Origin of the sequence: Serratia myotis (assembly GCF_027474885.1) — a bacterium.
GTDB classification, from domain to species: Bacteria; Pseudomonadota; Gammaproteobacteria; order Enterobacterales; family Enterobacteriaceae; genus Serratia; species Serratia proteamaculans.
In genome coordinates this window covers 4,961,840-4,975,674 of record NZ_CP099707.1, presented here as the reverse complement: position 1 = coordinate 4,975,674, position 13,835 = coordinate 4,961,840, and the positions used below count along the sequence as shown (strand labels likewise).

Annotated in this window: 12 protein-coding genes; 7 read left to right on the top strand and 5 right to left on the bottom strand. The window is 57.0% G+C overall.

From position 1 onward, the window contains the following. Nucleotides 1-47 precede the first annotated feature (47 nt). Nucleotides 48-2,879, bottom strand: a complete 2,832-nt coding sequence (gene uvrA / locus NHG65_RS23390) for an excinuclease ABC subunit UvrA (protein WP_099063581.1) — start codon at nucleotides 2,877-2,879, stop codon at nucleotides 48-50. Between the two features lie 277 nt (nucleotides 2,880-3,156). On the opposite strand from uvrA, the gene ssb1 reads away from it, so the two are divergent. Next, entirely contained in the window at nucleotides 3,157-3,702 is a 546-nt protein-coding gene (gene ssb1 / locus NHG65_RS23385) for a single-stranded DNA-binding protein SSB1 (RefSeq protein ID WP_099063580.1), read from the top strand. Between the two features lie 79 nt (nucleotides 3,703-3,781). Here the strand turns inward: ssb1 and NHG65_RS23380 are convergent, their stop codons facing one another. After that, the gene (locus tag NHG65_RS23380; protein ID WP_207977290.1) at nucleotides 3,782-5,332 is read right to left on the bottom strand and encodes an MltF family protein; all 1,551 of its coding nucleotides are present in this window, start codon (nucleotides 5,330-5,332) and stop codon (nucleotides 3,782-3,784) included. Nucleotides 5,333-5,415: 83 nt separating this feature from the next. Then, nucleotides 5,416-6,165, bottom strand: a complete 750-nt coding sequence (locus NHG65_RS23375; RefSeq protein WP_207977292.1) for a 3-oxoacyl-ACP reductase family protein — start codon at nucleotides 6,163-6,165, stop codon at nucleotides 5,416-5,418. Nucleotides 6,166-6,294: 129 nt separating this feature from the next. Between NHG65_RS23375 and NHG65_RS23370 the strand changes: the two genes are divergently transcribed. Then, on the top strand, nucleotides 6,295-7,212 hold the full coding sequence (locus NHG65_RS23370) for a LysR family transcriptional regulator (protein WP_207977294.1): 918 nt from the start codon (nucleotides 6,295-6,297) through the stop codon (nucleotides 7,210-7,212). 56 nt (nucleotides 7,213-7,268) lie between these two features. Here the strand turns inward: NHG65_RS23370 and bhsA are convergent, their stop codons facing one another. Then, nucleotides 7,269-7,529, bottom strand: coding sequence for a multiple stress resistance protein BhsA (gene bhsA, locus NHG65_RS23365; protein WP_099063576.1), 261 nt, complete (start codon nucleotides 7,527-7,529; stop codon nucleotides 7,269-7,271). A gap of 211 nt (nucleotides 7,530-7,740) precedes the next feature. On the opposite strand from bhsA, the gene NHG65_RS23360 reads away from it, so the two are divergent. The 5 genes from NHG65_RS23360 to NHG65_RS23340 all read left to right on the top strand — a co-directional run bounded on the left by NHG65_RS23360 (nucleotide 7,741) and on the right by NHG65_RS23340 (nucleotide 12,848). Continuing rightward, nucleotides 7,741-8,184, top strand: coding sequence for a lipocalin-like domain-containing protein (locus tag NHG65_RS23360; RefSeq protein WP_283603946.1), 444 nt, complete (start codon nucleotides 7,741-7,743; stop codon nucleotides 8,182-8,184). Then, nucleotides 8,181-8,849 (top strand): glutathione S-transferase family protein, encoded by a 669-nt coding sequence (locus tag NHG65_RS23355; protein ID WP_219017090.1) that lies wholly within the window; start codon nucleotides 8,181-8,183, stop codon nucleotides 8,847-8,849. The genes NHG65_RS23360 and NHG65_RS23355 overlap by 4 nt, the downstream gene beginning before the upstream one ends. Before the next feature lie 47 nt (nucleotides 8,850-8,896). Then, entirely contained in the window at nucleotides 8,897-9,304 is a 408-nt protein-coding gene (locus tag NHG65_RS23350) for a VOC family protein (RefSeq protein ID WP_499182729.1), read from the top strand. A gap of 336 nt (nucleotides 9,305-9,640) precedes the next feature. Continuing rightward, on the top strand, nucleotides 9,641-11,002 hold the full coding sequence (locus tag NHG65_RS23345) for an NCS2 family permease (protein ID WP_219017089.1): 1,362 nt from the start codon (nucleotides 9,641-9,643) through the stop codon (nucleotides 11,000-11,002). A 196-nt stretch (nucleotides 11,003-11,198) separates the two neighbouring features. After that, complete coding sequence (locus NHG65_RS23340; RefSeq protein ID WP_099063571.1) at nucleotides 11,199-12,848, top strand: Na+/H+ antiporter; 1,650 nt, start codon at nucleotides 11,199-11,201, stop codon at nucleotides 12,846-12,848. A gap of 29 nt (nucleotides 12,849-12,877) precedes the next feature. On the opposite strand, the gene NHG65_RS23335 is transcribed toward NHG65_RS23340, so the two are convergent. Beyond that, entirely contained in the window at nucleotides 12,878-13,765 is an 888-nt protein-coding gene (locus NHG65_RS23335) for a LysR family transcriptional regulator (RefSeq protein WP_099063570.1), read from the bottom strand. Nucleotides 13,766-13,835: the final 70 nt, after the last annotated feature.

Genomic DNA, 13,835 nt, shown 5'->3' with positions numbered 1-13,835 from the left:
ACAGGGAATAGCGCGGGCCGTCACAGGAACGGCCCGCCGGGCAGGGATTATTTCTTCTTCAGTAACGGCTTGAGGAAGCGTGCGGTATGCGAAGCTTCACAGTTGGCCACGGTTTCCGGCGTACCGGCAACCAGGATCTCGCCGCCGCCGCTGCCGCCTTCCGGCCCCAGGTCGACAATCCAGTCCGCGGTTTTAATCACGTCCAGGTTGTGCTCAATCACCACGATGGTATTGCCCTGATCGCGCAGTTGATGCAGCACTGCCAGTAGTTGCTGGATATCGGCGAAGTGCAGACCGGTGGTCGGTTCATCCAGGATATACAGCGTTTGGCCGGTCCCGCGTTTTGACAGCTCACGGGCCAGTTTGACGCGCTGCGCCTCACCGCCGGACAGCGTGGTCGCCGACTGGCCGAGACGGATGTACGACAGGCCGACTTCCATCAAGGTTTGCAGCTTGCGCGCCAACGCCGGGACTGCGTCGAAGAATTCGCGTGCTTCCTCGATGGTCATCTCCAGCACTTCGTGAATGCTTTTGCCTTTGTACTTCACTTCCAGCGTTTCACGGTTATAGCGTTTGCCTTTGCACTGGTCGCACGGCACGTAGATGTCTGGCAGGAAGTGCATTTCCACCTTGATCACACCGTCGCCCTGGCAGGCTTCGCAGCGGCCGCCCTTAACGTTAAAGCTGAAACGACCCGGGTTGTAGCCGCGGCTGCGCGACTCGGGTACGCCGGCGAACAGTTCACGCACCGGGGTGAAGATACCGGTGTAGGTCGCCGGGTTAGATCGCGGAGTACGACCGATCGGGCTTTGATCGATGTCGATCACCTTGTCGAAATGCTCCAGGCCGGTCACTTCGCGGAACGGGGCCGGTTCGGCAAGGGTGGCACCGTTGAGCTGGCGCTGGGCGATCGGGAACAGCGTGTCGTTGATCAGCGTTGACTTGCCCGAGCCGGAAACCCCGGTAATGCAGGTAAACAGCCCCACCGGCAGTGTCAGCGTCACGTCTTTCAGGTTGTTGCCACGCGCACCGCTCACTTTCAGCACCTTGGTCGGATCGGCCGGCACGCGCTGCTCAGGAATGGCAATCTCGCGTTTGCCGCTGAGGAACTGGCCGGTCAGTGACTCCGGCTGCGCCATGATGTCTTCGACGGTGCCTTCTGCCACCACCTGGCCGCCGTGTACACCGGCACCGGGGCCGATGTCGATCACGTGATCGGCGGCGCGGATGGCATCTTCGTCATGCTCTACCACGATCACCGTGTTACCGAGGTTGCGCAGATGGATCAGCGTTTCCAGCAGGCGCTCGTTGTCGCGCTGATGCAGGCCGATCGACGGCTCATCCAGGACGTACATCACGCCCACCAGGCCGGCACCAATCTGGCTGGCCAGACGGATGCGCTGCGCTTCACCGCCGGACAGGGTTTCCGCCGAGCGTGACAGTGACAGGTAGTTCAGGCCGACGTTCACCAGGAACTTCAGGCGATCGCCAATTTCCTTCAACACTTTCTCGGCAATCTGGGCGCGTTGGCCGCTGAGCTTCATGTTCTGGAAGAAGGTCATGGCGTGGCCGATGCTCAGATCGGAGATTTCCGGCAGCGTGGTGTCTTCAACGAACACGTTACGCGCTTCTTCACGCAGGCGGGTGCCGTGGCACGAGGCGCAAGGACGGTTGCTGATAAACTTCGCCAGCTCTTCACGCACCGCGCTCGATTCGGTCTCTTTATAGCGGCGCTCCATGTTGTGCAGCACGCCTTCGAACGGATGGCGGCGCACGGTGGTGTCACCGCGATCGTTGATGTATTTGAATTCGATGGTTTCTTTGCCGGAGCCGCTCAGCACCGCTTTCTGCACGTTGGCATCCAGGCTGTTGAACGGCGCTTCGACGTCGAATGCGTAATGCTCTGCCAGTGAACGCAGCATCTGGAAGTAATAGAAGTTACGGCGATCCCAGCCGCGGATCGCGCCGCCAGCCAGCGAAAGCTCGGGGTTTTGTACCACCCGCTCCGGATCGAAGAACTGCTGTACCCCCAGGCCGTCACAGGTCGGACAGGCACCGGCCGGGTTGTTGAACGAGAACAGCCGTGGCTCCAGTTCGCGCATGCTGTAGCCGCAGATGGGACAGGCAAAGTTGGCGGAGAACAGCAGCTCATCGGCTTTTGTGTCGTCCATATCAGCCACTACCGCAGTGCCACCGGACAGCTCCAGCGCAGTCTCAAAGGACTCCGCCAGGCGCTGTGACAGATCGTCACGGACCTTGAAGCGATCGACCACCACTTCGATGGTGTGCTTCTTCTGCAGTTCCAGCTTTGGCGGATCGGAAAGATCGCAGACTTCGCCGTCGATACGCGCACGGATGTAGCCCTGGGTCGCCAGGTTTTCCAGCGTTTTGGTGTGCTCACCCTTGCGGTCTTTCACCACCGGGGCCAGCAGCATCAGGCGTTTGCCTTCCGGCTGGTTGAGCACGTTGTCCACCATCTGGCTGACGGTTTGCGCCGCCAGCGGCACATGGTGCTCCGGGCAGCGTGGCTCACCGACGCGGGCAAACAGCAGGCGCAGATAATCGTGGATCTCGGTGATGGTACCGACCGTGGATCGCGGGTTATGTGAGGTCGATTTCTGCTCAATGGAGATTGCCGGTGACAGACCTTCAATGTGGTCGACATCCGGTTTTTCCATCAGCGAAAGGAACTGGCGTGCATAGGCGGAGAGCGACTCGACGTAGCGACGCTGCCCTTCGGCATACAGAGTATCAAAGGCCAGCGAGGACTTGCCTGAACCGGACAAACCGGTGACGACGATCAGCTTGTCACGCGGGATAATCAGGTTGATGTTTTTGAGATTATGGGTTCGAGCACCACGAACTTCGATATTGTCCATTTACACTTCCCGTCTTGATGATACACCGCGCCTGTCTGGGTGATTTACGGGCGATTTTGTGATCAAACGCGCAAAAAACCGGCACAGCCAGTACGAAACGCATAATTATGACACAAAAAAACCTGAATGAATATCCAGTACACGAATGCAACCAAGTCGATAGAAAGGACAATTCTGGAATACAATACGCAGTTATCAACACGGGTGTCGTTTCGGGCTGAGCGTGTTAAACTTACTCGTTTATACTGTGTAAAAATCAATCATCAGGAGAGTTCTCATGGCCAGCAGAGGCGTAAACAAAGTAATTCTGGTCGGGAATCTGGGCCAAGACCCAGAAGTCCGTTACATGCCGAATGGCGGCGCAGTGGCCAACATTACCCTGGCAACCTCCGAAAGCTGGCGTGACAAGGCGACTGGCGAGCAGAAAGAAAAGACCGAGTGGCACCGCGTTGTGCTGTTCGGCAAGCTGGCTGAAGTGGCGGGCGAATATCTGCGTAAAGGTTCCCAGGTGTACATCGAGGGCGCTCTGCAGACCCGTAAATGGACCGATCAGGCTGGCGTAGAAAAATACACCACTGAGATCGTTGTGAACGTTGGCGGCACCATGCAGATGTTGGGCGGCCGTCAAGGCGGCGGCGCACCTGCAGGCGGCGGCCAGGCTTCCGGTGCTCAGGGCGGCCAGGGCGGTTGGGGTCAACCTCAGCAGCCACAGGGCGGCAACCAGTTCAGCGGTGGCCAGCAGGCTCGCCCAGCGCAGAACAACGCGCCGGCAGCCAGCAGCAACGAACCACCAATGGACTTCGACGACGATATTCCTTTCTGATATCAGGTTGTCTGAAGCCGATGAAAAAGCCCCGAAAGGGGCTTTTTTGTATTTAAGGGATAGCGTTTTCACGCCAGAGTCACGGCTCGACGGGGGCGCCTTTGGCCTTTTCTGGTACCGGCGCACTCCTGGTTTTATCCATCGCCAGCTGTTTGCGGCCCTGCTGGTCCATGATGAGGCGATAAGCGATGTAGTACTTATAGATGTTACTGACATAGGTCACTGTCTCGGCCCCGATCCGCTCGGCTGCCAGGTATTCCACGTTGCCAAACCAGACATTGGGGTTAAAACCGCGCTTCTCGCTTTCGGTTCGCAAACGGGCGATACGGGCCGGTCCGGCGTTGTAGGAGGCAAACGAGAACAGCACTTTGTCGAGGGGGGTCATAGGTTCGTCAGCGTAGTAGCGATCAATCATCCAGCGCATGTATTTCACCCCGGCATTGATATTGGGGTCCAGCTTGCGGATGTCACCGACTTTCAGTTCCTTACCGGTGCTCGGCATCACTTGCATCACCCCGATGGCACCGACCCGGCTACGGACCGACTGGTTGAGGCGCGATTCCTGATAACCCTGAGCCACCATCAGCAGCCAGTCGACATCATATTGGTCGCCGTATTTTCTGAAAATGTCTACCAGCGCCAGCATTTTGCTGCGTTCCCTCTCTGCCGCCGCATTTTTGACATATTTGGCGCTCTTCAGGTAGCGCAGCAGGAGGGTGTTGCCCAATTTGCTGCCCTGGCGGTTGTCCTTGACGAAGTTATCAAGCAGGGCGAGCAACTGCGGACTCTCCTTGCGAACGGCCCAGGCGATGTTGGCATCGTCACGCAGCACCACATTTTCGTGCACCTGAATTTTGGGGAAAACCTGTTTCCAGAACAGAGCCTTGTGGCGATCGACCACGATAAGCGGGATCAGACCGGCGTTCAGCATCTCGATCAGGTCTTCATCTTCGAGCGATTCAGGAGCCGCCTCAAGGGTCATGAGCGGAAGTGACTCTTTGGCAAAGCGCGCGTTAAGGGCCAGCAGGCTTTCGTGATAGCTTGATGAAAAACGCACAAACACCGTCTTGCCGGAGAGTTGCTCCAGGTTTTCTACCTTCGGCGACGCGGGGCCAGAGAGCAGCAGTTCCTGAACTTTCGGGTAAAGAGGCGTGGTGAAGGCCACCCGTTCCTGACGTGCGGGAGTGACCGTGAGGTTGGCAGCAACGATGTCACCTCTGCCTTCATTGAGTGCCGTGAGTAGCTGATCGCGCGCTACCGGCACAAAGATGATGCGCACCTTCAGATGGCGTTGTTTGAGCTTTTTATCCTTCGCCAATTTGAGATTGAGGTTGCGATCGAACTCGATAAATATGTCATGGGTGAGGCCACGCTGAGTGCCCTTGACGGTGAAGAAAAAGGTTTTGCTGTAGGTGGTCAACACCCGGATCACCCGTCGATCGAGCATGCCGGGCAAATCTCCTTTCCAGGGTTGCATGATGTCGTCCATTTTGACTTCCAGTGCATCTCGCTCCTCCTGCGCCGGCGGCTTTTCCTTCACCGGAGCAGCATGCACCGAACTGACGAACAGCAGGGCCGTGATACACGCCAGGCAGGCGACTAGCAATCGTTGAGAAGAGAAGGCATTCATGGAAGACACTCCGAATGGTGCGTCTTTTCATTGTAGTCAAACTAAAAAAGCCCCGAGAGGGGCTTTTTAACTATCTGGGAATATTAAGCCGAGAAGCCGCCGTCAATGCTCAGGCTGGCACCGGTGATATAACCTGCCTCAGGGCCAACCAGGTAGGCGACGAAGCTGGCAATCTCTTCATCCTTGCCGTAACGGCTGATCGCCATCATCGCTTTCAACTGCTCGGCAAAATCGCTGTTGGCCGGGTTCATATCGGTATCTACCGGGCCGGGCTGCACGTTATTGACGGTAATGCCGCGCGGGCCGAGATCGCGAGCAATACCCTTGGTCAGACCGACCAGCGCAGATTTGCTCATTGCATACACCGCGCCACCGGCAAATGGCATACGTTCGGCGTTGGTGCTGCCAATATTGATGATGCGGCCACCGTCATTCATATGGCGCGCCGCTTCCTGGCTGGCGACGAACACGCTGCGTACGTTAACCGCCAGCGTACGGTCCAGATCTTCCAGCGGCAGTTCTTCGGTGCTGCCCATGGCCAGCACCCCGGCGTTGTTCACCAAAATATCCAGATTGCCCAGACTGTTTACTGCCTGGCGTACCGCCTGCTGCAGAGCCGCGGCATCGGCACTGTCGGCCTTGATGGCCAAAGCCTTGCCGCCGGCAGAAGTGATTTCGCTGACCAGTGCGTTGGCTTTATCGGCAGAGGCGACATAGGTAAATGCCACGGCGGCACCTTCGCGCGCCAGGCGTTTGGCGATGGCGGCACCGATACCGCGTGAACCGCCTTGAATGAATGCGACTTTGCCTTGCAGAGAGAGAGTTGCGGACATGATGTTTCTCCAGAGTGGGATTAGGTTAATAAAGCTACCGGTCCAGTATCGGAGAAACGCGGATTGGGAACTAGCCACAAAGAGCTATAATCAGCTTAAACCAATGGTTTGAAATCGACGGGATAAATCATGCTCGGACATCTGGAGTGCTTTGTCAGTAGCGCAGAGAGTGGCAGTTTTTCTGCCGCCGGTCGCAAGCTGGGGATCAGTTCTGCGGCGGTGGGGAAGAACGTCACCAAACTTGAGTCGTTGGTGGGGGTGCGGCTATTCCAGCGCAATACGCGCAAATTGACCCTGACCGAAGAGGGTGAACGTTTTTTGCAGGAAGTCAGCGGGGGATTGCTGTCGATCCAGTGCGCTTTGAAAGGCCTGAGCAGTAGCGGTGGGGTCGCGGCGGGTACACTGAAGGTCAGCATGGGCACCGCTTTCGGCCTGCATTTTGTCTTGCCGATGCTGCCGGACTTCCTGGCCCATTATCCGGCGATTGTTCCAGACTGGCATTTTGATAATCGTCAGGTCGATCTGATTGGTGAGCATTTTGACGCGGCAATCGGCGGCGGCATCGAGCTGGCGCAGGGGATGATCGCCCGCGAACTGGCACCGGCACACGGCGTGCTGGTGGCTTCGACGGCGTATCTGCAACAACATTCGCCGCTTCAGCAGCCGGAACAGTTGGCGAGTCATGCGGGTATTTTTATTCGCTCACCGCAAACCGGGCGCATCCGTAATCTGCCGCTGCGCAATGCGGATAACGAGCAGCGCGCGCCGACCATGACGATAAAAATGACGGTCAATGAGCCGGAAGCGGCGGCACGGGCTGCCGAAATGGGGCTGGGCATTGCTCTGATCAGCATGCCGAACGCCTTGCCTTATCTGGAGAGTGGTCGCCTGGTGCGAGTCTTGCCTGGCTGGTATGTCGATCGCGGTAGCGTGCGCCTGTACTTCCCCACCACCAAATTCCTGCCGACCAAAACCCGGGTATTTGTCGATTACATCACCGAACAATTCCGTCTGCAAAAGCTGGCGACACGCTTTGACGCGCGTTAGAAACGAGAAAAGCCCCTTTCGGGGCTTCATTCTTCCGTCAGTTGACTGTCTGACGATCAGTTGAAGATTTCTGCGGTGCCGTACAGTTTGTTCTGGCCACCGGCGGAGATGATACGGTAAGAGTTGGCGCCTGATGCTGCGGCTTTGTTGGCCAGTTCAGTTTCCAGTGCGCTCAGGTTAGAAGCGCCGCTAACGGACACCACACCGATTTTCTGGGCATTAGCCGCAGGTTGGTTAGTCGGCTGATCGGCAGCAACGCTGGCGAAAGAGGCGGTAGTCAGCAGCAGAGCAGTAGCAAAAATTTTGATGTTTTTCATGATTCAATCCTCAGGGTATTTTTTAGGTGAGAGGTTGTTCCCTCTCGATGTGATAGATAATAGGCTGAAGCGATTGAATAGAAAATCGGAGAGTTTTGATAATCTCCATCAAATAAATTGACTTATTTTTGAGCGCAGTTATTCCCGCTGGCGTGCGGCAAAATTCGCCACTACCCTTTAGGGCAGTAATATCCTTAAAGGAGCAAATGGCATGTCAGTCAACGTGTTTATCGGTAGCTGGTCATTGGTATCTTCTGTGTTCAAAGGGGAAGACGGCAAGGTCAATCACCCGCTGGGCGAGCAGGTGTTGGGTCGCATTAACTACGAGCCCAATGGCACCATGGCGGCGCAGCTCTACAGCGCCACCCGGCCACGCTTTGCCGCCGACGATCTGGCGCAGGGCACCGGGCAGGAAACCCACGCCGCTTTTATCAATATGATTTGTTATTTTGGTCGCTATCAGGTGGATGAGAGCGACCAGCGGATAGTGCACCAGGTTGAAGGCAGCTCGTTCCCCAATTGGATCGGTAGCCGACAGGTGCGTTTTTATCATTTCACCGGCGATCGCCTCCAGCTTCGCACTGTACCGCTACAGCTTGGCAACGGCGTGCAGATCGGCGAACTGGTGTGGCAGCGGATAGGAGCCACCTTATGATCACTGTTCACCATCTGAATAACTCACGTTCGCAACGCATCCTGTGGTTTTTGGAAGAGTTGGATGTGCCCTATCAGGTGCAGCGCTACCAGCGCGATCCGCAAACCATGCTGGCACCCCCGGAGTTGAAGAAGATCCATCCGCTGGGGAAGTCGCCGGTAATCGTCGATGGCGATCTGACGCTGGCGGAGTCCGGTGCCATTATTGAATACCTGCAGGAAGCCTATGATGCACAGGGGCAGTTTATGCCGACGGACTACCACGCCCGTCAGCAGTTCCGATATTGGCTGCATTATGCCGAAGGTTCGCTAATGCCGCTGCTGGTGATGAAACTGGTCTTTAGCCGGCTGGGGCAACCGCCGATCCCCTGGTTGTTGCGGCCGGTGGCGGGGGCCATTGGCAAAGGGGTACAGCGGGAGTATCTGGATAAGCAGATCGCGCCGCATTGCGACTATCTGGAACAGCACCTGAACAAAAGTACCTGGTTTGTCGGCAACGAGTTCAGCGCGGCGGATATCCAGATGAGTTTCCCACTGGAAGCAATGGCGGCACGCGGTGCATTGGACGGTTGCCCTAAGCTGCGCGGTTATCTGCAGCGCATTCATACACGCCCGGCCTACCAGCGGGCGCTTGAGCAGGGTGGGCCTTATGACCTGCTGAGCTGAGGGAATGGGCTATACTCGATGAGGTCAACCTTCATCGGAGGTAGCCCATGGCTACGCAAATTTTTGTTAACCTGCCGGTGGGCGATCTGCCCGCATCGGTGGTGTTTTTCACCCAGTTGGGCTTTAGCTTCAACCCACAGTTTACCGATGACACCGCCGCCTGCATGGTGGTCAGCGACAGTATCTATGTGATGCTGCTGACCCACGAAAAATTCAAAATGTTCACCCCGAATCCGATTGGCGACGCCAGGAAGGCGACCGAGGTTTTGCTGTGCCTGTCGCAGCCCGATCGGGCCGCGGTGGACGCTCTGGTGCGCAAGGCGATCGCCGCCGGGGGCAACACCTATAACCAGCCACAAGATTACGGCTTTATGTACGGCCACGGTTTCCAGGATTTGGACGGTCATATCTGGGAACTGATGTACATGGATGAAAAGGCCGCACAGGCTCAGTAACCCTTTTGCCCTCCGTTCGGGGGGCTTTCCCATCAGATTTACCTATGTGACAAATACCGTCTTTTCGATAATGATGGATCCCAATACTTTTCTGCATAAATTGCCGCGATCTTTGGTTGATCAGAGGGTATATAAGGCTGGATAATCGTTTGCCTTGAATAAACCACCGCAAATCACCCGCATCACGCATTGAGAGTTAATCGTTTGCCTTTGTGAGCGCTGCCAGTTGGCGACGTGAGTAAAGTACCGGAAAGCAAACGATACCCTACAAAACAGGCGTGAGCGGAATAACAAGCCTTTGAAACGGGCTGGCAATGAAACACAGGGGACAGCAACATGTCGAATTCTCAAGCGAATAACGCCGTTAAACCAAAAGGCGGGCTTGATGGCTATTTTAATATTTCTGCGCGTGGCAGCAGCGTACGTCAGGAAGTGGTGGCAGGGTTAACCACCTTCCTGGCGATGGTTTACTCGGTGATTGTGGTGCCGAGCATGCTGGGCAAGGCCGGTTTCCCGCCAACGGCGGTGTTTGTTGCCACCTGTCTGGTCGCCGGTCTGGGCTCGCTGCTGATGGGATTATGGGCGAATTTGCCGATGGCCATCGGCTGTGCGATTTCACTGACGGCTTTCACCGCCTTTAGCCTGGTGCTGGGCCAACACATCAGCATTCCGGTGGCGTTGGGCGCGGTATTCCTGATGGGCGTGCTGTTTACCATTATCTCGATAACCGGCATCCGCGCCTGGATCCTGCGTAATCTGCCGATGGGCGTGGCGCACGGTACCGGCATTGGTATCGGCCTGTTCCTGTTGTTGATCGCCGCAAACGGCGTGGGCCTGGTGGTGAAGAACCCACTGGATGGCCTGCCGGTGGCGCTGGGTGCCTTCACCTCATTCCCGGTGGTGATGACGCTGCTCGGGCTGGCGGTGATTTTTGGTCTGGAGAAACTGCGCGTGCCGGGCGGTATCCTGTTGGTGATTATCGCCATTTCGGTAATTGGCCTGGTGTTTGACCCAGCGGTGAAATATCAGGGTCTGTTTGCCATGCCAAGCCTGGCGGATGCCAACGGCCATTCGCTGATCTTCAGCCTGGATATTATGGGGGCATTGCAGCCGGTAGTATTGCCGAGCGTGCTGGCGCTGGTGATGACGGCAGTATTTGACGCCACCGGCACCATCCGTGCAGTGGCCGGTCAGGCCAACCTGCTGGATAAAGACGGGCAGATCATCAACGGCGGCAAAGCGCTGACTTCGGACTCCCTGAGCAGCATTTTCTCCGGCCTGGTGGGCGCCGCCCCGGCGGCGGTGTATATCGAATCTGCCGCAGGGACGGCTGCGGGCGGTAAAACCGGCCTGACCGCGACCGTGGTTGGTCTGTTGTTCCTGGTGATCCTGTTTCTGTCGCCGTTATCTTATCTGGTGCCGATTTACGCGACCGCACCGGCGCTGATGTATGTGGGCCTGCTGATGCTGAGCAACGTCACCAAGCTGGACTTCAACGACTTTGTTGATGCGATGTCCGGCCTGCTGTGCGCGGTGTTTATCGTCCTGACCTGTAATATCGTCACCGGCATCATGCTGGGCTTTAGCTCACTGGTGATTGGCCGTATCTTCTCCGGTGAATGGCGTCGGTTGAATATCGGCACCGTGCTGATCGCCGTAGCCCTGGTGGCGTTCTATGCCGGCGGTTGGGCAATCTAATCGGCTTGTCGTTTCCCCCGTCGCTTCGGCGGGGGATGTTTTATCCCCATTTCTGCTTCAGATAAGTCTCCTTCTGCCGATACTGCATTTTGAATGGCACAACAAGCTTTAACCGCTGTAAAAAAAGTGATCTACTATCGGGGGCATACTCCGGCTATGTGCTGTTGTGGTTTGAACCCTAGAGTCTAAGGAAAGCATGGAAATCTTTTTTACAATCCTCATTTTAATTTTGGTGGTCTCCCTGTCTGGGGTGGTGACGCGTATGTTGCCGTTCCAGGTACCGCTGCCGTTAATGCAAATCGGTATCGGGGCGCTGCTGGCCTGGCCACATTTCGGGCTGCACGTCGATTTTGATCCCGAACTGTTCCTGGTGCTGTTTATCCCGCCGTTGCTGTTTGCCGATGGCTGGAAAACCCCAACCCGCGAATTCCTGCACCACGGCCGTGAAATCCTTGGCCTGGCGCTGGTGCTGGTGCTGATTACCGTGGTCGGCGTGGGTTACCTGATTTACGCCATGGTGCCCGGGATACCGCTGGTCGCGGCGTTTGCGCTGGCGGCGGTACTGTCGCCCACCGATGCCGTGGCGCTGTCCGGTATCGTCGGTAAAGGGCGCATTCCGAAGCCGATCATGGGCGTGCTGGAGGGCGAGGCGCTGATGAACGACGCGTCCGGCCTGGTTTCACTCAAATTTGCCATTGCGGTGGCGATGGGCACCATGGTGTTTACCGTGGGTGGCGCGACCCTCGAGTTTCTTAAGGTGGCGATCGGTGGCCTGCTGGCTGGCGTGGCGGTCACCTGGCTCTACAGTAAGTCGTTGCGCGTAATGAGCCGCTGGAGTGGTGACGACCCGGCGACACAAATCGTGTTCCTGCTGTTATTGCCGTTTGCCTCTTACCTGATTGCCGAACACATTGGCGTCTCCGGTATCCTGGCCGCGGTCGCTGCGGGGATGACCATCAGCCAGTCCGGCGTGATCCGCAACGCACCACTGGCGATGCGTCTGCGTGCGAACAGCGTCTGGGCGATGCTGGAATTTGTATTCAACGGCATGGTATTCATCATGTTGGGTCTGCAACTGCCGGGGATCCTGGAAACTTCCATCCTGCAGGCGGAATTGGATCCGACCATTCAGACCTGGTACCTGTTTGCCGATGTCGCCATTATCTACGGCGCGTTATTGATATTACGTTTCACCTGGCTGTGGCTGATGAAAAACGCCAGCCGCCGCTTTATGAAAAAACGGCCGTTGCAGTTTGGTGATTTCACCACGCGTGAACTGTGGGTGGCGTCGTTCGCCGGGGTGCGTGGGGCGATTACGCTGGCCGGTGTGCTGTCTATTCCGCTGCTGCTGAGTGACGGTAGCGCCTTCCCGGCGCGCTATCAGCTGGTGTTTATCGCCGCCGGGGTGATCCTGCTTTCGCTGATTGCCGGTGTCATGGCGCTGCCGCTGTTGTTGCGCGGCGTGCAGGTGGCAGACAAGAGCGTCAGCAAGAGTGAAGAGCGGATGGCGATTGCCATGGCGGCTGAGGTGGCGATCGAAAGTATCAACAAAATGGAAGAACGCCTGGCTGTCGATACCGAGGAGAATATCGATCCGCAGGTGCTGAAAGAGATCAGTTCGCGGGTGGTGGGGGCGCTACGGCGGCGTATCACCACCAAAGACGATATCGAGAATGCGCTGATGCTGGAAAACCTCGAGCGGCGCTTCCGCCTGACGGCACTGCGTGCCGAACGTGGTGAGTTGTATCACCTGCGCGCCACGCAGAAAATCAGCAATGAGACGCTGCAAAAACTGTTGCACGATCTCGATCTGCTGGAAGCGCTGTTGATAGAGCGCGAAGGCTAATACCCACGGGGCCGCAGATGCGGCCCCGTTCATTTCACCGGCGGCCAGTAGTCGCGACAGCAGGCTATCCAGGCCTGGGCGCTGTGCGACAGGTAACTGCCCTGGCGCCAGATCAACCCGACTTTCCATTCCATACGTGGCTCCAGCGGCAGCCAGAGCAGGTTTTCCTTATCCAGCCACTGGCAGACCGGCTCCGGCAGGGTGGCGATACCGACCCCTGCCTGCACCATCGATGCCAGAAAATCCCATTGCCCGCTGCGCACTGCTATCTGTGGCTCAAAACCGGCCTGACGGAAGGCTTTCATCAGCATCTTGTAGAGCGCAAAGTCTTCGTTATAAAGCAGGATCGGCCAGTTGGCCAATTCATTGATATTGATGCTGGTGCGGTTCAACCAGTGGGATGTGCGCGGTGTGACCACGCACATTGGGTGAGCGAGTAATGGCAGGAAGGTCAACGGCTGATCGGAATCGACCGGCAGAATGGTCATTGCCAGATCCAGTTCACCGGACATCACCGCCTGCTCAACCGACAGCCCGCCCAGCTCTGAGATTTTCAGCTCGATGCCGGGATAGGTCTGGCGGAACTGACGGATCAAATCGGCAATCTGCCGGCCAACCATCGGCGGGATACCCAGCCGCAGCACGCCTTTTTTTACCGAACTGATGTCTTCCAGCTCTGCCTCCAGCTGGCGGAACTCATCGATAATCGCCAGACCGCGCTGGTACACCGCCTGGCCGCTGTCGGTCAGGTGCAGCTTGCGCCCTTCGCGGATCAGTAGCGTGCACTCCAGTTCTTCTTCCAGATGACGCAGCATCTTGCTGATGGTCGGCTGGGTGACGAACAATTTTTCGGCCGCGCGGGTAAAGCTTTGTTGCCGCACTACTTCGACAAAGTAGCGCAAAGTGCGGACATCCACGTTGGGTTCTCCTCAGGGACAATACCCTCGGGAAATTATTCCCTGATGGCATGATGTTGATAATTTTAAT